20 protein-coding genes and 1 riboswitch are annotated in these 21,143 nt (G+C 56.5%); of the genes, 6 read left to right on the plus strand and 14 right to left on the minus strand.

The features are described 5' to 3' along the window. Window positions 1-27: 27 nt before the first annotated feature. On the minus strand, window positions 28-972 hold the full coding sequence (locus tag QMN23_RS11400; protein WP_282003877.1) for a class 1 fructose-bisphosphatase: 945 nt from the start codon (window positions 970-972) through the stop codon (window positions 28-30). A gap of 174 nt (window positions 973-1,146) precedes the next feature. On the opposite strand from QMN23_RS11400, the gene QMN23_RS11405 reads away from it, so the two are divergent. The 4 genes from QMN23_RS11405 to QMN23_RS11420 all read left to right on the plus strand — a co-directional run bounded on the left by QMN23_RS11405 (window position 1,147) and on the right by QMN23_RS11420 (window position 3,953). Further along, window positions 1,147-1,566 carry a ubiquinol-cytochrome c reductase iron-sulfur subunit gene (locus QMN23_RS11405; RefSeq protein WP_281999429.1) on the plus strand — a complete coding sequence of 140 codons (420 nt, stop codon included), beginning with the start codon at window positions 1,147-1,149 and terminating at the stop codon, window positions 1,564-1,566. A gap of 8 nt (window positions 1,567-1,574) precedes the next feature. After that, the gene (locus QMN23_RS11410) at window positions 1,575-2,678 is read left to right on the plus strand and encodes a cytochrome b (RefSeq protein WP_281999430.1); all 1,104 of its coding nucleotides are present in this window, start codon (window positions 1,575-1,577) and stop codon (window positions 2,676-2,678) included. Further along, a complete protein-coding gene (locus tag QMN23_RS11415; protein ID WP_281999431.1) occupies window positions 2,675-3,487 on the plus strand; it encodes a cytochrome c3 family protein in 813 nt (270 codons plus the stop codon). Before QMN23_RS11410 ends, QMN23_RS11415 begins: the two co-directional genes overlap by 4 nt. A gap of 262 nt (window positions 3,488-3,749) precedes the next feature. After that, window positions 3,750-3,953 (plus strand): GSU3473 family protein, encoded by a 204-nt coding sequence (locus QMN23_RS11420; RefSeq protein WP_281999432.1) that lies wholly within the window; start codon window positions 3,750-3,752, stop codon window positions 3,951-3,953. A gap of 158 nt (window positions 3,954-4,111) precedes the next feature. Here the strand turns inward: QMN23_RS11420 and ettA are convergent, their stop codons facing one another. The 4 genes from ettA to prpB all read right to left on the minus strand — a co-directional run bounded on the left by ettA (window position 4,112) and on the right by prpB (window position 9,391). Beyond that, entirely contained in the window at window positions 4,112-5,797 is a 1,686-nt protein-coding gene (gene ettA, locus QMN23_RS11425) for an energy-dependent translational throttle protein EttA (RefSeq protein WP_281999433.1), read from the minus strand. Between the two features lie 172 nt (window positions 5,798-5,969). Next, window positions 5,970-6,968, minus strand: coding sequence for a diguanylate cyclase (locus QMN23_RS11430; RefSeq protein WP_281999434.1), 999 nt, complete (start codon window positions 6,966-6,968; stop codon window positions 5,970-5,972). Window positions 6,969-7,055: 87 nt separating this feature from the next. Then, on the minus strand, window positions 7,056-8,507 hold the full coding sequence (locus QMN23_RS11435; RefSeq protein ID WP_281999435.1) for a bifunctional 2-methylcitrate dehydratase/aconitate hydratase: 1,452 nt from the start codon (window positions 8,505-8,507) through the stop codon (window positions 7,056-7,058). After that, window positions 8,504-9,391, minus strand: a complete 888-nt coding sequence (gene prpB / locus QMN23_RS11440; RefSeq protein WP_281999437.1) for a methylisocitrate lyase — start codon at window positions 9,389-9,391, stop codon at window positions 8,504-8,506. Before prpB ends, QMN23_RS11435 begins: the two co-directional genes overlap by 4 nt. Before the next feature lie 175 nt (window positions 9,392-9,566). On the opposite strand from prpB, the gene QMN23_RS11445 reads away from it, so the two are divergent. Next, complete coding sequence (locus tag QMN23_RS11445; protein WP_281999439.1) at window positions 9,567-10,064, plus strand: ferritin-like domain-containing protein; 498 nt, start codon at window positions 9,567-9,569, stop codon at window positions 10,062-10,064. Between the two features lie 85 nt (window positions 10,065-10,149). Here QMN23_RS11445 and cydB read toward each other — a convergent pair whose 3' ends face one another. The 3 genes from cydB to QMN23_RS11460 all read right to left on the minus strand — a co-directional run bounded on the left by cydB (window position 10,150) and on the right by QMN23_RS11460 (window position 13,082). Continuing rightward, on the minus strand, window positions 10,150-11,178 hold the full coding sequence (gene cydB / locus QMN23_RS11450) for a cytochrome d ubiquinol oxidase subunit II (protein ID WP_281999440.1): 1,029 nt from the start codon (window positions 11,176-11,178) through the stop codon (window positions 10,150-10,152). 1 nt (window position 11,179) lies between these two features. Next, entirely contained in the window at window positions 11,180-12,529 is a 1,350-nt protein-coding gene (locus QMN23_RS11455) for a cytochrome ubiquinol oxidase subunit I (protein WP_281999441.1), read from the minus strand. 142 nt (window positions 12,530-12,671) lie between these two features. Then, a complete protein-coding gene (locus tag QMN23_RS11460; RefSeq protein WP_281999442.1) occupies window positions 12,672-13,082 on the minus strand; it encodes an RrF2 family transcriptional regulator in 411 nt (136 codons plus the stop codon). Window positions 13,083-13,271: 189 nt separating this feature from the next. Beyond that, a riboswitch (cyclic di-GMP riboswitch) is annotated at window positions 13,272-13,348 on the plus strand. A gap of 145 nt (window positions 13,349-13,493) precedes the next feature. Between QMN23_RS11460 and QMN23_RS11465 the strand changes: the two genes are divergently transcribed. Next, a complete protein-coding gene (locus tag QMN23_RS11465) occupies window positions 13,494-14,765 on the plus strand; it encodes a c-type cytochrome (protein ID WP_281999443.1) in 1,272 nt (423 codons plus the stop codon). A 79-nt stretch (window positions 14,766-14,844) separates the two neighbouring features. On the opposite strand, the gene QMN23_RS11470 is transcribed toward QMN23_RS11465, so the two are convergent. The 6 genes from QMN23_RS11470 to xseA all read right to left on the minus strand — a co-directional run bounded on the left by QMN23_RS11470 (window position 14,845) and on the right by xseA (window position 21,051). After that, window positions 14,845-16,179, minus strand: a complete 1,335-nt coding sequence (locus QMN23_RS11470) for a peptidase MA family metallohydrolase (protein WP_281999444.1) — start codon at window positions 16,177-16,179, stop codon at window positions 14,845-14,847. Further along, a complete protein-coding gene (locus QMN23_RS11475; RefSeq protein WP_281999445.1) occupies window positions 16,176-16,466 on the minus strand; it encodes a J domain-containing protein in 291 nt (96 codons plus the stop codon). The genes QMN23_RS11470 and QMN23_RS11475 overlap by 4 nt, the downstream gene beginning before the upstream one ends. Before the next feature lie 97 nt (window positions 16,467-16,563). Further along, window positions 16,564-18,441 (minus strand): 1-deoxy-D-xylulose-5-phosphate synthase, encoded by a 1,878-nt coding sequence (dxs, locus tag QMN23_RS11480; RefSeq protein ID WP_282003879.1) that lies wholly within the window; start codon window positions 18,439-18,441, stop codon window positions 16,564-16,566. After that, a complete protein-coding gene (locus QMN23_RS11485) occupies window positions 18,441-19,334 on the minus strand; it encodes a polyprenyl synthetase family protein (protein WP_281999446.1) in 894 nt (297 codons plus the stop codon). The genes dxs and QMN23_RS11485 overlap by 1 nt, the downstream gene beginning before the upstream one ends. 29 nt (window positions 19,335-19,363) lie before the next feature. Beyond that, complete coding sequence (locus QMN23_RS11490; RefSeq protein WP_281999447.1) at window positions 19,364-19,594, minus strand: exodeoxyribonuclease VII small subunit; 231 nt, start codon at window positions 19,592-19,594, stop codon at window positions 19,364-19,366. 116 nt (window positions 19,595-19,710) lie between these two features. After that, window positions 19,711-21,051: an exodeoxyribonuclease VII large subunit gene (xseA, locus tag QMN23_RS11495; RefSeq protein WP_281999448.1), complete on the minus strand. Its 1,341-nt coding sequence runs from the start codon at window positions 21,049-21,051 to the stop codon at window positions 19,711-19,713. Between the last annotated feature and the right edge of the window lie 92 nt (window positions 21,052-21,143).

Here is a 21,143-nt window from a genome sequence, read left to right on the forward strand (position 1 = left end):
CTCACTCAATTCCCGTTGGGGATGGTGCTACGCTTCGGCCAGGAACTCCATCGCCTTCTTGACGTCGTTCTTGCAGCCGATATAAACCGGCGCTCGCTGGTCCAGCGAAACCGGTTCGATATCGAGGAGCGGTTGTCGGCCATTGGTGGCTGCACCGCCCGCATGTTCAACCAGGTAAGCCATCGCATTCAGTTCGAAAAGAATGCGCAATTTGCCATTAGGCGAACCATTCAGGGCGGGGTACATGAATATCCCCTTCCCTTTCATCAGCACCTGATTGATATCAGGGACAAACCCGCCGGAATAGCGCAATTTGGCGCCCCGGTCTTCCAAATAGCGAACGAACTTCTCGTCTCCCGCATTATATTTGTTACGCAGACCGCCAGGCGAATAGATGTTACCTTCGGAATTCATGGTGATGTTTTCCCGGGTTAACGTGTACTCCATCAAGTGGTTCATGGTAAATTCATGAACCCCTTTGCCAACCGAGTAAACCAGCGAAACTCTCGGACCGTAGAGAATGTACATGGCGGCAACCTGGTTCCGCCCTTTCTGCAACAGATTGCAGCCTTCGTAGATAGACACGATGGTCCCCACGGCCAGGTTCACGTCGACCAGCGAAGAGCCGTCGAGGGGATCATAGGCAACGGAATAGAGCCCGGCAGCATCGGCTTGGGCCTGGAAAATCTCATCCATCTCCTCGGAGGCGATGTTACAGACGACCCCCGAATGGATCAGGCGTTTTCTCATGATCCGGTCGGAAAGCACATCCAGGGCAAGCTGTTCCTCGCCGTAGAGATTAGATGTACCAGCGACCCCGAGGTCGCCGGTTCGGACGGCATTGATCACATACTTGCTTGCTTCGGCAATCTCACAAATCAAATGGACAAGGTTATCGCCAATCTGCTGTTCGCGCAGATGTCGGCGTAAATCAACCTGGAATTTCGTTTTGCCCGGCTCACTAAAAGGCATCATTTCCTCCTTTGCCAATAAAATACAAAATTTTAACAAGACTAATTGAATCATCATGCCAAATCAAGGGAAAACTCCGGCAAATGCATGGATGAGAGCCGGTCAGCCCTTCACTGTTGCAAAGTTCCCACAAGGCTTTATACTAGAGCGCGAACGCCTATTGGTGGAGGTTACATGCAGACTAACAGCAGACGCACCTTTCTTGGACTCTGCCTGGGGGGGTTGGCGGCAGCAGCAACCGCCCTGACCGCCTATCCGATATTCAACTACCTGGCGCCCCGCAAGCAGACTTCTGGCGAAGGAACCGTCTCCTTCCCGGAATCGGACATCCCTCCCGGCGGCGCAAAATTTTTTGACTTCCGGGGGTCTACCGGCGTCGTGATTAAAAAAACGAATGGGGAACTGGTTGCACTCTCAGCGGTCTGTACCCACCTGGGATGCATCGTCCAATGGGAAAACGTCAAGCAGGACTTTCTCTGCCCGTGCCACGGCGGCCGATATACCCCCGAAGGTATCGTCATTTCCGGACCGCCGCCCCGCCCGTTGCCGAAACTCCCTTTCCACGTCGCTAATGGCACCATCACCGTTGGCTAGGAGATAGCATGGCCATTTTCAAGAAAATCCACACGTGGTTGGAAGTCAGACTCGGTATTGACGACATTGTCGACAAGCGGCTCACCGGCTATCTGTTGCCCCGCAATATCAACGCCTGGTATTCGCTCGGCAGTGTGTTGCTGGTTATTTTCATACTCCAGATGGTTACCGGCGTACTCCTTCTCGTCTATTACGTTCCCGACGCAGACAAGGCATTCAAAAGCGTTTCAATAATCATGAACGAGGTGCCGTTCGGGTGGCTGATCCGGATGTGCCATGCCGTGGGTTCGAACATGATGGTAGCAGTCCTCCTCCTGCATATGCTGTCAACATTGTTTATGGGAAGTTACAAGAGCCCGCGGGAACTCAACTGGCTGACCGGCTTCATTCTCTTCAATCTGGTTCTGGCGACCTCCCTCACCGGGTACCTGCTGCCATGGAGTCAGCTTTCCTTCTGGGCAACCACCGTTGCCTCAAATAGCGCCGGAGCCATTCCCGTCATCGGCCCCTATCTGGTTGAATTTCTGCGCGGAGGCAAACTGGTCGGCCCACCTACTCTGGGACGATTCTTTGCCGTCCACGTCACCTTGCTGCCACTGATCATCGCCTCGTTCGTCGGTCTTCACCTTTTTCTCCTTGAGCGGATTGGCGTTTCCTCCCCCCCCTTTGGCCAACAGGAGACGAAAAGCACCTGGACCGGCGATCGTTTCCGTTATGACCGGCATTCCAACGGCATCCCCTTCTTTCCCAATTATCTTCTCCAAGATGGAACAAGCATCTTGATTTATCTGGCGATCTTTTCGGCGATCGTTTTTATAGACCCCTACCTGTTTTTCCCGACAACGGCCTTCATTCCCGCCGATCCGTACAAGACCCCGGCCCATATCAAACCCGAATGGTATTTCCTGGCTAACTACCAGACATTGAAGGTGTTTCCCAGCGAGGTCATCGGACTGTTGGTCCAAGGAGTGGCAATGACCTTTCTGGCGCTGCTACCGTTCATAGACCGGGGCAAAGAACGCCACCCCCTCAAGAGGCCCGTATTCATGGGCTGTTTTGTTGGTGGGATTCTCCTCTACTTTGCAATGATGATCTGGGGACACTTCTCATGAGAACACCACTGCCGACATCGATTTCTCAGCTGTTCGTCCTCTGTTTCGCACTGCTGGCACTCTCCCTTGCCATCCCCTGTGCTGCCCGTGGGGAAACAGTCTGTCTGCAGTGCCACGGAGCACAGACCGGTAGAGGGGGCATTCCGGTAAAACAATGGCGAAACAGCATCCACGATGAAAACGGCATTTCCTGTAACGACTGTCACGGAGGAGATCCTACCGATGCTGTCAATGCCATGAGCCCCGCCCGGGGATTCCTCGGTGCGCCAAAAGAGACGGCTATTCCTGCCTTCTGCGGCCGCTGCCATATTGGCATCATGAAGGATTATCTCCAAAGTGCCCATGGGAAAGCACTCGGCAAAGGAGGGCCAACCTGCGTTACCTGCCATCACGCCCACGATATCCATAAAGTGACCCTCGACCTGATCAATCAGACAAACTGCAGTCGATGCCACACCTATGAGCGGGCCGCGATCATCAAAAACGCCATGCAGCAGACCGAAGCGAATATCTCTGCCATTGGCAGCACAATCCAAAACCTCAAGGAGCAAGGAGTCGACACCGACCGTTACGAAAAAGGACTGTTTGCCCTGCGAAACAGCTACCACGCGTTATTCCATGAAGTTAACACCGCCAAGGTTCAAGGCGAATCCGGGCGGATCAATCAGGAGCTGGCGAAGATTTCCGGTCAACTGACCCAGATTGACAACGAACATCGCCAACGGCGGATAATTGGCGGCCTTGTTGCCGGGCTTTTTCTTATCGGTGCCCTCTTCGTCCATCTGCTCAAAAAAACCTACGATCAATAAGGAACGAATCTCTCCGTACTGACGAACATATTTGCCTGCAACACGGGAAAGCCCGCCAATGCAGGCCCGACGTTATTATTAGCTTACGTTAATACTTTTTTCTTTACTGATTTCTGTTTTTTGTGTATACATAGAAGCGCTGGTACTTGAAGAAAGGAACGGAGGTGAATTTCACGAGTAAGTGTTGAAGGATATCTCAACTCATTCGTGAGGGATACTTGCGTTGCCCTTACCTCTGAGCATTCCCGCAAAGGAGGGAGAAATGGTAGTACTTGTACGATGTGCGGACGACACGATTACCGTAGCGCTTGAATCAAGCCTGAATCAACTGATTAAAGATGGAGTGGTCAAATCTTTCCTAAGTTCCGGGGAATGGATCGACACCGTTAACCGACAACCGGAATGGAAAAAGCGCTCGGCTTTCCTGCCCGAACCTCGCATTACCGCATTTGTTTCCTGTTTTTAGTCTTTGCATTTCCAACGCTCATTTACATAGCTGATCCAGCAAGGAATAATTTGCCGGCGCTCAATGCAGCAAGGGCGACCACTGTGGGTCGCCCTTTGATTTTTCTGCATGGTCGGTCGGAGCGGCGCGATGCACCGTAGAGCATTTGCCGCTTCCGGCTAGCTCCTGGTCAACTGGCGGTACCTGATCCGGTGCGGCATCTCCGCGGCGGCACCGAGACGCTTTTTCCGATCTTCCTCATACTCGGAATAATTGCCGTCAAACCAGACAACCTGACTATCCCCTTCGAATGCCAAAATATGGGTGGCGATCCGGTCGAGGAACCAGCGGTCGTGGCTGATTACCACGGCACACCCGGCAAAGTTCTCCAGTGCCTCTTCCAGGGCGCGCATCGTGTTGACATCGAGATCGTTGGTCGGTTCGTCCAGGAGGATAACGTTCGCCCCTTCCTTAAGCATTTTGGCCAGATGGACCCGGTTGCGCTCACCACCGGAAAGCATGCCGACTTTTTTCTGCTGGTCGGCCCCGGAAAAATTGAAGCGGGCGACATAGGCACGGGAATTTACCGTTACTTTGCCGAGCATGATTGAATCCTGTCCGCCGGAAATCTCTTCCCAAAGGGTCTTGTCGGCACCCAGGGCGTCGCGGCTCTGGTCGACGTAGGCAAGCTTGACGGTCTCGCCAACCCGGAAGGTCCCTTTGTCAGGCTGTTCTTGGCCGGTGATCAACCGAAACAGGGTGGTTTTACCGGCGCCGTTGGGACCGATAATCCCGACGATGCCACCCGCCGGCAATTTAAAATTCATCCCATCGAACAGCAGCCGTTCGCCATACCCCTTCGCCACACCATCAGCCTCAATAACGATATCGCCGAGCCGCGGCCCGGGCGGGATATAAATTTCCAGATCTTTGGCCCGGCGCTCACTTGCCTCACCGAGAAGCTGTTCATAGGAGGCAATACGTGCCTTGCTCTTGGCGTGTCGCCCCTTTGGTGACATGCGAATCCACTCCAGCTCGCGCTCCAGGGTCTTTTGCCGTTCGCTTTCGCTCTTTTCCTCACGGACCAGGCGATTCTGCTTCTGTTCGAGCCACGAAGAGTAGTTCCCTTTCCAGGGAATACCTTCGCCCCGGTCAAGTTCGAGAATCCACCCGGCAACATTGTCAAGGAAGTAGCGGTCGTGGGTCACGGCAATTACCGTCCCCGGGTAGTTCTGCAGATGGTGCTCCAACCAGGCGATCGTCTCGGCGTCGAGATGGTTGGTCGGTTCGTCCAGCAACAGGATATCGGGTTTCCTGAGCAACAGCCGGCAGAGTGCGACCCGCCGCCGTTCCCCACCGGAAAGAACGTTGACCGGCGTATCGCCTTCGGGACAACGCAACGCGTCCATCGCCATCTCAAGCCGGGAGTCCAGGTCCCAGGCATCGAGATGGTCAAGCTTCTCCTGTACCGCCCCCTGCCGCTCGATCAGTTTGTTCATTTCGTCATCGGACATCGGCTCGGCAAAGCGGGCGTTGATCTCGTTGAATTCGTTGAGCAGGTCGACAGTCTCCTGCACCCCCTCCTCGACGACTTGGCGGACGGTCTTCTGATCATCGAGCAGCGGTTCCTGTTCGAGATAACCAACCGTGTAGCCGGGAGAAAGGACCGCCTGGCCGTTGAACTCCTTGTCGACGCCAGCCATGATCCGCAACAGGGAACTCTTCCCGGAACCGTTCAGGCCGAGCACGCCGATTTTGGCGCCATAAAAATACGATAGCGAAATATCCTTGATGACCGGCTTCTTGTCGTAATACTTACTGACCTTCATCATGGTATAAATGATTTTGTTTCCTTCGTTGCTCATACTCCTCCCCATCTCTTTATCATGATAAGTAGCGTTCTTTTTTAACCTTTTCCCAAAGAGCCTGTCAACAGGACAAAATGCCGGCGAGAGCCCCGCGTCTCAGAAAAAACGACAACGGCCGGACAGGTCACCCCGCCGGCCGCATTCCCTTGCCGTTTCCCCGATCGCACCGTTAGGGGGCTGCTTGGCCATCGCCACACGAGCCACTGACATCCAGCTGTCGCCCTCTTACCCGGTTGCGCCCTTCCCCTTTTGCTTGGTACAGGCAGTGATCCGCCTGGGCCAGCAGGAATTCGGCAACTTCAAGATCTTCCTGTTGATCCGGCGGGGTGAAGCTGGCAACGCCGAAGCTGGCGGTAACTTTCAATTCTTCGCCGCGAACGGTAGTGACCAGAGCGGCGATCTGCTGCCGCAAGCGCTCGGCGGCAACCAGGGCACCGCTCAGATCGGTTTCCGGCAGGACGATGACAAATTCTTCGCCGCCATACCGCGCCTGCCAGTCGATATTTTCCCGGATGCAGCCGCCAATGCAGGCAGCACAGGCGCGGAGCACCATATCGCCGGCATGATGGCCATAGGTGTCATTGACCAGCTTGAAATGATCGATATCCATCAGGATGACCGAGATTCGGTGCTCATAGCGGAATGCCCGCTTGACCTCCTGGGGAAAGCGGTCGTCGAGGTAGCGGCGATTGTAGACGCCGGTCAGCGGATCACGCATCGACAGTCGCTTGATCTCTTCGAGGCTCCCCTTCAGATTCGCCTCCAGTTCCAGAATCCGGCGCGCGGTTTTCAGACGAACCGTCAGTTCGGCCGATTCCACCGGCTTGATCAGATACTCGTCGGCGCCGGCGGCAAGGCCGGCGATGATACTTTCCTTCGAGTCCTGGGCCGTCAGCAGGATGATGTAGGTGTAATGGTCGCGCGGCAACGCGCGAATCTCCCGGCACAGCTGCAAGCCGTCCATCTCCGGCATCACCAGATCGGTAACGACGATCGGGTAATGGCCGCCGGAGAAAGACTCCAGCGCTTGCCGGCCATTCTCCGTGGCCACCACGTCATAACCGATCTCCCGCAGATTGCCTTCCAGTACTTTACGCAGGAAGCCGCTGTCTTCGGCAATCAGGATTGGATAGGGAAAGGTATCGGAACGGTCGTTGTCGGTCGTCATGGGTCGCACTCGCTGATCGTTCGGTCGTCGGGCCGCAGAGGCCACCTAGAGCCGGAAGTCATTCCGTTATATCAGCCGGACAGAGGGTCAGACAAGAAATAACTCCATAAATTCGTCGACCGCCATCGTCTCATACCGCTCCTGGTCGTCGACAATCTCCTTAATCAGGCGGCAGCGATTTGCCGGCAGATGAGCGGCGAGATTGTCGGCAAATTTCCGGTGCAGTAGCGGCAACCCTTCGGTACGGCGGCAACGATGGCCGATCGGATAGGCAACCTCGACCTTCTCGCTGCAGGTACCGTCGGTAAAGGAGACCTGCAGTGCATTGGCAATCGAACGCTTTTCCGGATCGAGATAATCGCGACTGAACTGTTCGTCCTCGACGACGCGCATCTTCTCCCGCAGCCGATCGATCCGCGGATCGGCTGCTGCATCGTCTTGGTAATGATCGGCGGTCAGGGTACCGAAGATCAGGGCAATTGCCACCATATACTGCAGACAGTGGTCGCGATCGGCCGGATTGTAAAGCGGCCCTGTTTTACTGATGATCCTGATTGCCGATTCCTGGGTGGTAATGACGATTTCGGCAATCTCGTCAAGCCGGGATGCTACCTGACCATGCAGGCGCAAGGCGCATTCGACGGCGGTCTGAGCATGGAATTCGGCCGGAAAGGAAATCTTGAACAGGACATTCTCCATGACGTAGGAATCGTACGGCCGCTGGAAACGAAACCGTTCGCCGCCGAAGGTTACGTCGTACAGTCCCCACTGTTTTGCCGAGAGGGCGCTCGGATATCCCTGCTCACCGGCCATGGTCAGCATTGCCAACCTGACCGCGCGACTGGAGGCATCGCCGGCAGCCCACGACTTGCGAGCGCCGGTGTTGGGGGCATGCCGATAGGTCCGGAGACTCTGGCCATCCACCCATACCTGGGAAATAACGGCCATCACTTCGTCTTTACCGCCACCGAGCAGTCTGGTAACGACAGCAGCCGTGGCCAGCTTGACCAGCGCCACATGATCGAGCCCCACGCGGTTGAAAGAGTTTTCCAGCGCCATCCCCCCCTGGATTTCGTGGGCCTTGATCATCGCCGCCAGGAGTTCACGGATCGCCAGGGGCGCTTTTCCGGCAGCCCGGCGCTGGCGACTGAGATAATCGGCAACCGCCAGAATTCCCCCCAGATTGTCGGAGGGATGTCCCCACTCGGCCGCCAGCCAGGTATCGTTGAAGTCCAGCCAGCGGATGAGTATCCCGATATCGAAAGCGGCCTTGACCGGATCGAGCTCGAATCTGGTCCCCGGCACCCGGGCACCGTTCGGCACTACCGTTCCGGGCACCACCGGGCCGAGCAGTTTGGTACATTCCGGATAACGGAACGACAGCATGGCGCAGCCAAGGGAATCCATCAGTACCGCCCGGGCAGTGGCAAAGGCTTCCTCGCTCGTGAGAGGAAAATCGACCACGTAATCGGCGATAGCGGCAATTTCCCGATCGTAGGGAGGACGCAGGTTGTCGTCGACGGTTCGCATGCGGGTCATGGCTTGTCCTTTCCGAACAGCCGGTCAAGCTGCTCCTCGTAAGCATAATACCCGAGAAACCGGTAGAGTTCCGCCCGGCTCTGCATAGAGTCAACCAGAGCCGCCTGGGTGCCATCATGGCGGATGGCCCGGAATACTTGCAAAGCTGCCGCATTCATGGCGCGCCAGGCGGAAAGCGGGTAGAGGATCAAGGCAACACCGGCTGCCGCCAGTTCTTCACGGGAATAGAGCGGCGTCATGCCGAACTCGGTCAGATTGGCCAACACCGGCATACCGACGGCGGCGGTGATCAGACGATACTGGTCGATGTTGGTGACCGCCTCGGCAAAAAGCATCTCCGCACCGGCCTCACGATAGCGACCCGCCCGGTCGATCACCCCCTCGACCCCTTCCCCGGCCATGGCATCGGTACGCGCCATAATGACAAAATTCCGGTCGGTCCGGGCATCGACAGCCGCCTTGATCCGGTCAGCCATCTCCGCAGCGGGGACCAACGCCTTACCGGGACGATGCCCACACCGCTTCGCGGCCACCTGATCCTCGATATGCATGGCGGCGGCCCCTGCCCTGATCAGTTCGCGGACCGTCCGGCCGATCATCAGGGCACCTCCCCAGCCGGTATCGGCGTCAACCAGCAACGGCAGCGAAGACGCACCGACGATTCGCCGCACCTCTTCCAGCACCTCGTTCAGCGTCGTCATCCCCAGATCGGGCAGACCAAGGGAGGCATTCGCCACCCCTGCCCCCGAGAGATAGAGCGCTCGAAAACCGGTCTGTTCGGCCATCATCGCCGCATAGGCGTTGATCACGCCGACAATCTGGAGCGGCCGTTCGCCTGCAAGCGCCCGCCACAGCCCCTTGGTCGGTATATCTCTATCCGTCATCTGTACCTCCCCTGTACTCCCAAGATTCCAGGCAATCGGCAGCAAAGAGTCTACCCCGAGAAACGATGGGAGACAACCCCCGATTGCCGGTAAAGAGGCCATTTGACATCGTCCCAATCTTCGCTAAGGTTTACTCCGTAACGTTAATTACGCCCGGAAAACGGAGGTCGGAAACATGTTTGAAGAAATCGACGTCGACGATGCAATCAAGAAAGCCATTCAAACGGAAAAGAACGCCATGAACTTTTACGAACTGGGCGCCCTGCAGATGAAAGATCCGGATGCGGTCAAATTCTTCCAGCTGCTGGCCCGGGAAGAACGGCAACACGCCGGTCAGTTCTATAAAATATACCAGGGGAGCGACATCGCCGATTTCGACGAACTGATGGATACGCCCCCGGATCACCAGTCGAGCTGGCTTGCCGCACTGGCGAAATCGATCAATTCGGATTTCAACGAGCAGAAAGCCATGGAACTCGCCATGGAGAAAGAACTGAACCTAGAAAAGGCCCTTCGGGAAACCGCCGCCCAGATCAAATCCGCCGAGGTCCGGGCAATTTTCGAACTGAACGCCCAGGAGACTCACAACCACTACGAGCTGATCGAATCGGAGTATGCCCGTATCATGGCGATGGTACACGAATCGGACATGGACATTTATGTCCGCGAATAATTCCTGCTCCGGCATGCCCGAAACGAGAAAAGGGTGCCATTAGGCACCCTTTTCTCGTTTTATTAGTGTTATGAGTCGGAAACAATCAATAGGCGTGCGTATCTTTCACAACATCCTCCTCGACCACCGGAGCTCTGAAAATGCGATACACCCAGATTTTGTAGAGGATGACGATCGGAACGAAGATGAAGGCAACCACTGTCATCAATTTCAGCGTGTAGGGGCTTGACGAAGAGTTGTAAATCGTCAGGCTGAAATTGGGATCAATGCTGGAGGGGATCAGATTTGGGAACAGCCCCACCACCCCGGTGGCCACAACGGTCAGGACCGTTACGCACGACGCGGCAAAAGCCGCCAGCGTACTCCCCTTGGCTGAAAACAGCCGCGTCCCGAGCAGCGCTGCCACCGCCACCAGCGGCACAACGAAGAGCACCGGCGTCGCCAGGTAGTTGTCGAACAGTTTCGTCGCAAACTTGGTGTAGGCGAGGAAGGCGACTGCCACTACCAAAAGGGCCGGCCAGACTTTATCCGCCAGGTTCTTGGCCCGGTTGCTCAGATCACCGACTGTCTTCACCGAGACATAAAGCGCCCCATGGACGACGAACAACAGGACAAACAACACCCCGGTCAGCAAGCCGTAAGGATTGAGCAGCGACAGGAGCGAGCCGTGGTAGCCGGCGGCATCCATCGGCAATCCCTCGAAAATATTACCGAAGGCAACACCGAAGAGCAGTGCCGGCAGGAAGCATGACACCTGAATAGCCACGTCCCAGACTTTTTTCCAGCCGTCGCTATCAATCTTGCCACGGAATTCATAGGAGACACCGCGCACAATCAGCGAAAAGAGCAGCAGGAGCAGCGCGGTATAGAGGTAACTGAACATCAGGGCATAGGTGGTCGGAAACGCAGCGAAGGTTGCGCCACCGGCAGTAACCAGCCAGACCTCATTACCGTCCCAGACCGGACCAATTGTATTGATCAGCACCCGCTTTTCCCCGTCACCCCGACCAAGGATGTTATGGAGCACTCCAGCCCCCAGCACGAAACCGTCGAGCATGAAATAGACCGCCCACAGCACACCCCACAATACGAACCAGATAATCTGCAGTTCCATGTTAACCCCTCCCCGCAACAGGTTTGATAATACCGGAAAGATCGTCGTCGGGCCCCTTCCGGGCATACTTCGCCAGGAGGTAAATATCGACGGCCCCAAGCAGGCCATACAGCAGGGTGAAGCCGGCGAGCGACCCGAGGACCTGTGCGGTATCGATGGACTTCGACACCGCATCGGAGGTTTTCAGCACCCCGTAGACGATCCACGGCTGCCGTCCCAGTTCGGCCACTAGCCAGCCAAGTTGGGTTGCCAGGTAAGGGATGGGGATAGCCAGAACCATGATTTTGAGGAACAGCCGCTGATTTTCCAGATTCTTACGCATCGAGAGGACGACCCCCACCAGTGCGGCCAGAATCATGAACGTTCCCATGCCGACCATCAACCGGAAGCTGAGGAACGTCCCCATGACCGGTGGTCGCAGCTCTTTGGGGAAATCTTTCAACCCTTTGATTTCGGCATTCGGTGTATGAGTAGCCAGGAGACTGACCAGATTAGGGATACAGAGACGCTCGACGGCATTGCATTCATTCTTCTCATCGGGCAGCAGAATCAGGTTCATGCCGGCACCCTTCTGGGTTTCCCAGATCGATTCCATTGCCGCAAACTTGGTCGGCTGGGTTTTGGAAATCTCGACAGCATGGAAATCGCCAGTCAACAGCACCAAGAGTGCGGCAAGCAGGCCGAAGACCGCCCCTGTCCGGAAGGAGGTGGTAAAAAAGTCGATGCGATTCTTGCGGAGAAGATGCCAGGCAGAGATACCCATGACAAAGAATGCGGCCACCATATACCCGGAGAAGACCGTATGAAAGAACTTGATAATCCCATAGGGGTTGGTGATGAGCGCCATGAAATCGACCATCTCCGCCCGGCCGTTGCGCAGGATGTACCCGACAGGCTTCTGCATCCAGCCGTTGGCCAGCAGGATCCAGAGTGCCGACAGATTGGTCGCCAGAGCTACCAGGCAGATGGCAAGAGCGTGCACGCCCTTGGACACCTTGTCCCAGCCGAAGATCCAGAGCCCGATGAACACCGATTCGAGGAAAAACGCCACGGTCGCTTCAATTGCCAGTGGTGCCCCGAAAATATCACCGACGTACTTGGAGTATTCCGCCCAGTTCATTCCGAACTGGAACTCCATGGTAATCCCGGTGACAACCCCGAGGGCAAAGTTGATCAGGAAAAGTTTCCCCCAAAACTTTGTCATCTTGAGGTAGGTCTCGTTCCCGGTGACGACATAGCGTGTCTCCATGAAAGCCACCAGGATGGAGAGGCCCAGGGTCAACGGCACAAAGATGAAATGAAACATCCCCGTCGCCGCAAACTGCAGCCTACTCAGATTCAATACGTCCATTGCTTGCCTCCTCCCGAAATTTCTTGTCTTTGAGCGGTCGATCCCGCGTAAATCCACCTAATACAACGCCTTGCAGCGTAGAAAATTCTTATTAAGCATAACATACAAGACAAATATTGTCCTGTATACAGGCAAAAAAAATTTATCGTTGTCGCTCGGCCAATTCGGCAATCGTCACGTCATCGAGAATTTCTTCAACCTTGCCCTGGATCTGGCGCCACACGCCATGAACGGAACAAAAGCCTTCCCGGTCGCAACTCCCACTGCCAATCAGACAGCGGTTGGGCATAATCGGCCCTTCCACTGCTTCCACTACCTCGCGGAGGGTAATCTTCGCCGCTGGTCGCCCGAGCACGAAACCGCCGCCAGCTCCACGATAGGACTTAACGATGCCAATTTTGGCAAAACTTTGCAGAATTTTGGCAAGAAAGGTTTGCGGCACATCAGTGGCGTCGGCGATCTCGCTAATGAGCGCCACCTTCCCCGACGGGACCTGCGCCAGATAGATGATGCCACGAATTGCATATTCACCCTTGCGGGTCAGTTCCATCATAAAAATACCTTTAGGACCATTTTTATCTCTTTTTAGCTCACGCCAGCGGACATGTCAAGATTTTTATCGCGTCTTTTTTATTCCTACACAAACTAAATTTCTCCGCAGATACACGCTGGTAACATTTTTCTTGACTTGATTACTGCGATTATGCAATTAATGTAATCACAAACATCGCAACTGTTGGATACACGACAATACTAAACCATCCGCGAGGATGGGGCGGAAAGCCTACAGGGTCTCTCTGAGACAGCCGGGTCGCCGAAATATCTTGCTGATATTCCGTCCCGGCTTTTTTTGTATCGCAATGCGCTTGCCACATGAAGCGGAGGCCTGCATCTGGTGACGGAAACCAGTACAGACAGTATGGACAACAGCGCGACAAACACCATCAACACCAAGGAGGCAACCATGAAGAAACGGATTTCGGCGAGCATTGGGCTTGCACTTGCAATGGCAGGGCTCATTCTGGGCGGTTGCGGCGGTGGCGGCTCGTCGAGCGGCACGGGGACAACGGTCTCGTCATCGGCCACGGTAAGCGGAGTTGCAGCTACGGGAGCACCAATGGTTGGCACTATCCACCTCAAAGATGCCGCTGCGGCGGAAAGGAGCACTACCAGCCAGGCGGATGGTTCGTATTCGATCGACGTAACCGGCATGACACCCCCGTATATTCTAATGGCACAAAGCACTACCGGTGGGACGACCACCACCCTCTGCTCGTTTGCCAGCAATGCAGGGACGGCAAATATCAATCCGCTCTCCAACGCTGCCGTAGCCAATGCCGACGGGGGTAACGATCCAGCTGGCATTTTTGCGGCACCTTCCGCGGCAGCAATGCAATCCATCGCCGCCAACCTGCCGACAGCCATCTCGGCCCTGCAGAACCAGCTACAGCCCCTCCTCGCGCTTTATAATGCTACCGCCAACCCGATTACCGCCCCGTATACTGCTAACCATACCGGGATGGATGCCATGTTCGACGCGGTCACCTTCCAGATGGGGGCGGGAAACATCACCATCGTCAACAAACAGTCGCAGGCACCGATTTTTACTTCACCAATGAATAACATTGGCGCCGGAACCTTTACCTCGGCCAATATGCCAATGCAACCCGGCATGGGCCAACCTGGGCCGACCCAGCCCGACGGTACGGCACTTTATGCCAGTTATTGCTCCGGTTGCCACGGCAGCCTCGCCAATTCCGATAAGGCAGGCGCCACAGCGGCCCTGATCCAGACGGGGATTTCCAGCAACATTGGCGGCATGGGTTCACTCTCTTCGTTGACCACGGCCCAAATCCAAGCGATAGCCAATGCGTTGGCCCCGACCCCGACCCCGACCCCGACCCCGACCCCGACTCCGACTCCGACTCCGACTCCGACTCCGACTCCGACTCCGACCCCGACCCCGACTCCGACTCCGACTCCGACTCCGACCCCGACCCCGACCCCGACTCCGACTCCGACCCCTAGCCTGGCCGCCGGGCAGGCAATTTACGACAATGACTGTTCGGGATGTCACCGTCTCGGCACTTACGACACCTCAGGGTCAGCCCCCAACTTGTCGGGCCTTGGCAGTCTGGTTACGACGAAATTCACTCCCGGTGTCGCCGGTCATCACGGCTTCACCCTGAGTGCCACGGACATCGCCAATATTCAGGCATTCCTGAACGCGAACTAGAAACATCGTCCGCTAGCCACAATAAAAGGGCCTGCTCCGGCAGGCCCTTTTATTGTATCCGCCTCCATTCTCCCGCCCGTCAGTTCTTGCGGTCACGGTATTGCTGTTGCATAGAGTCGCGCCATTCGCGGGAGAAATCATCATATGACAGGGCGAAATCGGCAAGCCCCCGCGTCACGGCCTGATCAAACGGCACTCCCTCTCCCAGGTTGGCCAGAATCGCCTTGACCCGGTACCAACCATAATTTGTTACTAGATAGTTGACCACTGCATAGCTCTCTTCATAAGCAAGCCGGATTCTCTGCTCGTCAAGGGCACTGAAGTTCCCTTCCAACGAGCGGAGGGGAATAAATGCCCCGGTTTTGATCGCTTGAGCAAGTTCAATCAACGGCGGATTGGACTCCTGCCTCCCCTGCAGTTCCGCAATACCTTCGTTGAGCCAGGTCGGGCAATTCCCCCTGGTCAATTCGCGGACAACGGCATGAGTGTATTCGTGCCGCAGGGTTGCCCGCAGTTCGGGAGTCAGTTCGGTCGCCCCGCCGATAGGGAGACGGATCTTGCCGTCGTACAGTCCGCCAGACCAGTGAGGAGAGCGGGTCACTTCCCGATAATCTTTCAGGGTATAGAGGATGACCGGCACTCTTGCCTCCGGGTAAAAGTCCAGGTCGGCCCCCACGTCGTTGTAAACTCGTTCAAGGGCATCCAGGATATCAAGCGCCTTCCCGCTTTGGACCTCGGTATCATAGGAGACGATGAAACGGGAGCTGTAACCGCGATCCATTTTCCCTTCCGCCGATTGCTCGCGCCTCATTCGTTCGAGCAATCCGGCAAAACGGGCGTCACCGGGGGCGAGAGCAGCGGCCTTCTCCCAGAAGTCAAGTGCCTGTGCTGTTTCCCCAACATCATAAAAAGTTTTACCGAGGAAATAAAAGACATCGGCGCTATCCCCCCCCAAGGTGCGCGTCGTCTCCAGCTCATAGCGGGCGGCATCGTAGTCCCGGGCAAAAGTCAGGGCGATGCCTCGTAATAGATGAAAGCGGGGGGTGTCGGGAGAAAGTTCGAGTGCTTTACCGAATTGCTCGGCAGCCTGGGGGTACGATTTCTTGTCGAGGAGTTTCTGCCCGAGGAGAGCGTGGGCGGTAGCGAGGTTTTCCTTGAGTGTCCGATCCGAAGAGAAGAGACTGTAGGCCTTTTCGAGCTGTTCGATGGCCTGCTCGTATTCCCCCCGGTCAATCAGTGCGGCCGCATAATCATTGTGCAGCAACGGGTCGGCGGCTCGGGCCGCGCCAAGCCCCACCACCCCGATCATCCACAGAGATAGTAAACAGGCAACGGCAGGAAAAAGCCGAAAGCGCCACCGGCTGGCCGTTTCAACATCAGGCGGCACCGATCCCGACGGCAACGGCAAATTCATCGTGCTCCCCAGAGCGCTGTATCTTCAAATTGCATCCGCAGGCGCTCATCGGGATTCTGCTCGTAGAATTCATCCTCGGCAAAGGAAAGGCGGTAATTTTCCGTGTACTCGAGAAGAATCCGGTACGCTGCGTTGAGCTGGCGAATCGCGCTTCCATCATCATTACCACCCACATCCGGATGATGTTTCCTGACCAGCTCCCGGTGGCGCTTCTTCAATTCCTTCAGGGTGATCCTGTCCGGCAGGCCGAACAGTTCCAGCGCTTGCCGCAGCTCGCGATACCTCATCAGTCCTCCCAGGCCAGACGATGCAACAGAGCCCCGGGCATCGATCTCCGGGCAAAGTCTCGGCAGGTCGCTCGCAAAAAACCGGGTTCAGGCAAGTCTAGACAGTCGCGAAAGCCTTTATGCGCGAAACAATTCCCGCGGTGTCGAGACCGTAAGCGGCATGAAGCTCAGCTTGCTCACCCTGTTCCACAAAACGGTCGGGATAGCCGAGCCGCAAAACGCGCTTCCCCGCAATCCCCTCCTCTTCAAGCAGTTCGAGTACCGCCGAACCGAACCCTCCCTGAACGGCATTCTCCTCAACGGTAACCAGGATGCCGCTCTCCCGTGCCAGTTCGACAATCAGCGTCCGGTCGAGCGGCTTGACGAAGCGCGCATTAACCACCGCCAGGCTGATTCCCTCATTCTCAAGGAGTTCGGCTGCAGCCAGCGACGGTTGAACTCTCGAACCAACTGCCAGGATGGTCCCGTCCCCGCCACGACGCAGGACTTCTCCCCTGCCGATGGCCAAGGGTGAAAACACCTGATCGAGCGAAACGCCGATGCCGTTGCCGCGCGGATAACGGAGCGCGCAAGGTCCGTCGTACATCAGCGCGGTTTTCAGCATATGTTGCAGCTCGTTCTCATCCTTAGGTGCCATCAGTACCAGGTTGGGAAGGCTACGGAGATAGGAGAGATCGAACACCCCATGGTGGGTCGGCCCGTCGCTCCCCACCACCCCGGCCCGGTCAATGGCAAAGGTAACCGGCAGGTTCTGCAGGCAGACATCATGGAAGACCTGATCAAAAGCCCGCTGCAGAAACGATGAATAAACCGCGAATACCGGCCGGTACCCCTCGGCGGCGAGCCCGGCGGCAAACGTTACGCCATGCTGCTCGGCAATACCGACATCGAAAAACCGCTTCGGGAAAGCAGCGGCAAACCCCGCCAGCCCCGTACCGTCCGGCATGGCCGCAGTAATGGCAACCACCCGCTCGTCATCCGCCGCTACCTTTTTCAGGGCCTCGCCGAATACACCGGTATAGGAGGCAGCGCCCCCCTTCCCTTTCAGCACCTTCCCGGAATCGACCTCGAACGGGCCGACGCCATGGAACAGCGAAGGATTTTCTTCAGCCGGCCGGTATCCTTTCCCTTTTTTCGTCAGGACGTGAATCAATACCGCATCATCGAAACGTTTGACCTTCTCGAAGGTTTCCGTGAGCATGGCGATGTCGTGACCATCAATGGGGCCGATATATTCGAAGCCGAACGCCTCGAACAGCATGCCTGGCGTAAAGAGCCCTTTGAGCGATTCCTCGGCCCGCTTGGCAACCTTGAGCACGCGGTTTCCCACGCGATCAAGGCCGCTGAGAAAAGTTTCGACATCCTTTTTCATCTTGTGAACAAATTCACTGGTAATGGTTCGGCTGAGGAAATTAGAGAGAGCCCCGACATTTTCGGCAATCGACATCTCGTTGTCGTTAAGCACCACTACGAGGTCCTTGTTAAGGTGTCCGGCATGGTTCAGACCTTCGTAGGCAATACCGCCGGTCATGGAACCGTCGCCGATCACCGCTATCACCTTGTTGGTCCGGTGGTCGAGATCGCGAGCCACGGCAAAACCGAGCGCTGCCGACACCGACGTCGAGGAATGACCGACATCGAACGCATCATGGGGCGATTCGGCCCGCTTGGGGAAACCGCTGATCCCGTTCAGGGTCCGGAGGGTATGGAACTGATCGCGCCGGCCGGTAAGCAGTTTGTGGGCATAGGCCTGATGTCCTACATCCCAGACGATTTTGTCGTCAGGAGACGAAAAGACCCGGTGCAGCGCCAAGGTCAGCTCCACAACGCCAAGGCTGGGCGCCAGGTGCCCGCCATTCCGGGCGCACGTCGCAATGATCCGCTCGCGCAGCTCGCTCGCCAGTGCAGTCAGTTCTGCCAGGGAAAGCCCTTTCAGATCATCGGGTGAAGCTATGGTGTCAAGCAGAGGTGACATCATGACTCCCTGGCAACGATATACCGGGCAATCTCCCGCAACGGCTCCGCCTCTTCGCCAAACGCGGACAGCGCATCGAGAGCTATCTCAACCAATTCCCGGGCGCGCCGTTTCGACTCAGCGAGGCCCATCACTGCCGGATAGGTCGCTTTCCCCCGGGCCTGATCGCTTCCCGCGTCTTTACCAATCTGCTCGGTCGTCCCCTCGATATCGAGAATGTCATCGGCAATCTGAAATGCCAGGCCAATCGTCTCGCCGAATTTCGTCATGGCGGCAAGGGCAGCGTCATCGGCACCACCGAGAATCGCGCCCGACTTGACCGAGGCTTTAATGAGCGCCCCCGTCTTGTGGGTATGAATATACTGGACCGTAGCCAAGTCGATATCCGATTTCCCTTCGCTCTCCATGTCAACTACCTGACCGCCGACCATGCCACGTGAACCGGCACAAAACGCGATCTCGCGCGTCGCCGGAACCAGACGCTCGGCACCGACACGGGCAACATACTCGGGAGCACCCAGGGCAATAAACGCTTCGGTGAGCAAAGCATCCCCGGCAAGAATGGCGATCGCTTCGCCGAACACCTTATGATTGGTCGGACGGCCCCGCCGGAAATCGTCATCGTCCATTGCCGGCAAATCGTCATGGATCAGCGAATAGGTATGGATCATCTCCATGGCGCAGGCTGCAGGCAGCGCGTCCTCGAGCACGCCCCCGACCGCCTCGCAGGCAGCCAGCATCAAGACCGGTCGCACCCGTTTCCCGCCGGCAAAAACCGAATAGCGCATCGCCCGATGGATAGACGAGGGCAGATCGTTCTCCCCGGGAAGGAGCTTTTCGAGCGCGTTATCTACCAATACACAACGTTCCTTCAAATAGCCTTTCAAATCCATGCCATATCCTTTGCTGGAAAAATTGTAGTCTAGTTGTCCTCTTCGAGGAATGGTTCACGGCTAAACGAGCCGTCCTTTTTCTTGAGCAGCAGTTCGACCTTTTTCTCGGCTTCATCCAGTCGTTTGCTGCAAAATGCCGCCATTTTGACCCCTTCTTCAAAAGCCTTAAGCGATTCGTCGAGGGGAAGTTCGCCCCCTTCAAGTTTTTTGACCAGCTCTTCGAGCTTTTTCAGGGCGGTTTCGAATTTTTCGACGGCCATCGGGAGTACTCCTCGAGAGTTACGAATGAAATGCGCATTATACAGGATGAAGACGCCGAGTCAAGCAGCGTCAATATGGCCGAAGGAGCCACTTCTGGCCGGGGGGGTGGCAGCAATCAGCCCTCGTCCGACTCAACGCGGCAGATAACGCTGCCCCGGTGGAAACGGAGTTCAAGTCGATCGCTTACCGCCAGAATAGAGCTATCTTTTATCACCACCTTGGCCGGGATCGTTGTTGCGATGCTGTAGCCCCGCTCGAGAGTGGATAGCGGCGACAATGACTGCAAACGAGCACCGGCAACCGCCAGCGACTGCCGCCATTGGTCAACCCTCCCCCCGATCCCCGTCAGCAGCCGGCCGTTTAACGTCAGCAGTCGTTCGCGCCCCCGCTCTACCCGCAACGACGGATTGGCCAACTGCAAACGAAGCCCAAGTGCGGCCAGACTAGCGGCTCGGTGATGCGCTGTGGTTCGCAGGGCATGATCAAGGCGCTCCATCAAATCATCGACGCGTTGACCGAGATGGCCGATCAGCATCCCCGGATCACGGAGCGCGTGGCTCAGGGCATCCAGCGCCGCCCCCTGCTCAGCCAGATAGCGCTCCATACCCTGGATCAAACGATGCCGCAAAAACTCCACCCGGGCAGTCAGCTCTTCCTTGCTCTTGATGACCAATTCGGCAGCAGCCGACGGAGTCGGCGCCCGGAGATCGGCAGCGAAATCGGCAATGGTAAAATCGACTTCATGGCCGACAGCTGAAATTACCGGGATTTTCGAACGATATATTGCCCGGGCGACCGCCTCTTCGTTGAAGGCCCACAAATCTTCAAGCGAACCGCCGCCCCGGCCGACGATCATGACGTCGATAGCTCCATAACGGTTGAAGTCGTCGATCGCCGCGGCAATTTCCGCCGCCGCCCCTTCTCCCTGCACCTTAACCGGGCGAAGCAGGACTTCGACATTGGCGAACCGCCGGTTCAATACCTGGAGGATATCATGGATAGCGGCGCCGGTAGCCGAGGTAACAACGCCGATGCGCCGGGGAAGCAGCGGCAGCGATTTCTTATGCCCGTCGGCAAATAATCCTTCTTTGGCCAGAGCCTCCTTCAGCTGGACAAACGCAAGCTGCAGCGCCCCGAGCCCCCGGGGTTCGAGGTAATCGGCCACTAACTGGTATTCGCCCCGTTGATCGTAGACGGTCACCCGGCCGCGAACGATCAGCCCCATACCATCCCGCGGCTTGAACCGGAGTGCCCGCACCGAACCGCGGAACATCACGCAGCGAATCTGGGCGCCGGCATCTTTCAACGTGAAATAGAGATGACCGGAAACAGGCATCGCCACGTTGGAGATTTCCCCTTCGACCCAAACATGTTCGAAATTCTCTTCGAGAACTCCCCGCACCAGTGTGGTAAGCTGGCTGACGGTAAGAATTCGTTTTTCGCCGAATAGATCCACAAGAGCCTCAACAAGAATTCAACACCCTGTTTTTTCAACGTTTCTAACACATAGCGCCACACCTGTCAAACGGGTTGACCGGCCCCCTGGCG

Source organism: Geotalea uraniireducens (assembly GCF_027943965.1).
GTDB lineage: Bacteria > Desulfobacterota > Desulfuromonadia > Geobacterales > Geobacteraceae > Geobacter > Geobacter uraniireducens.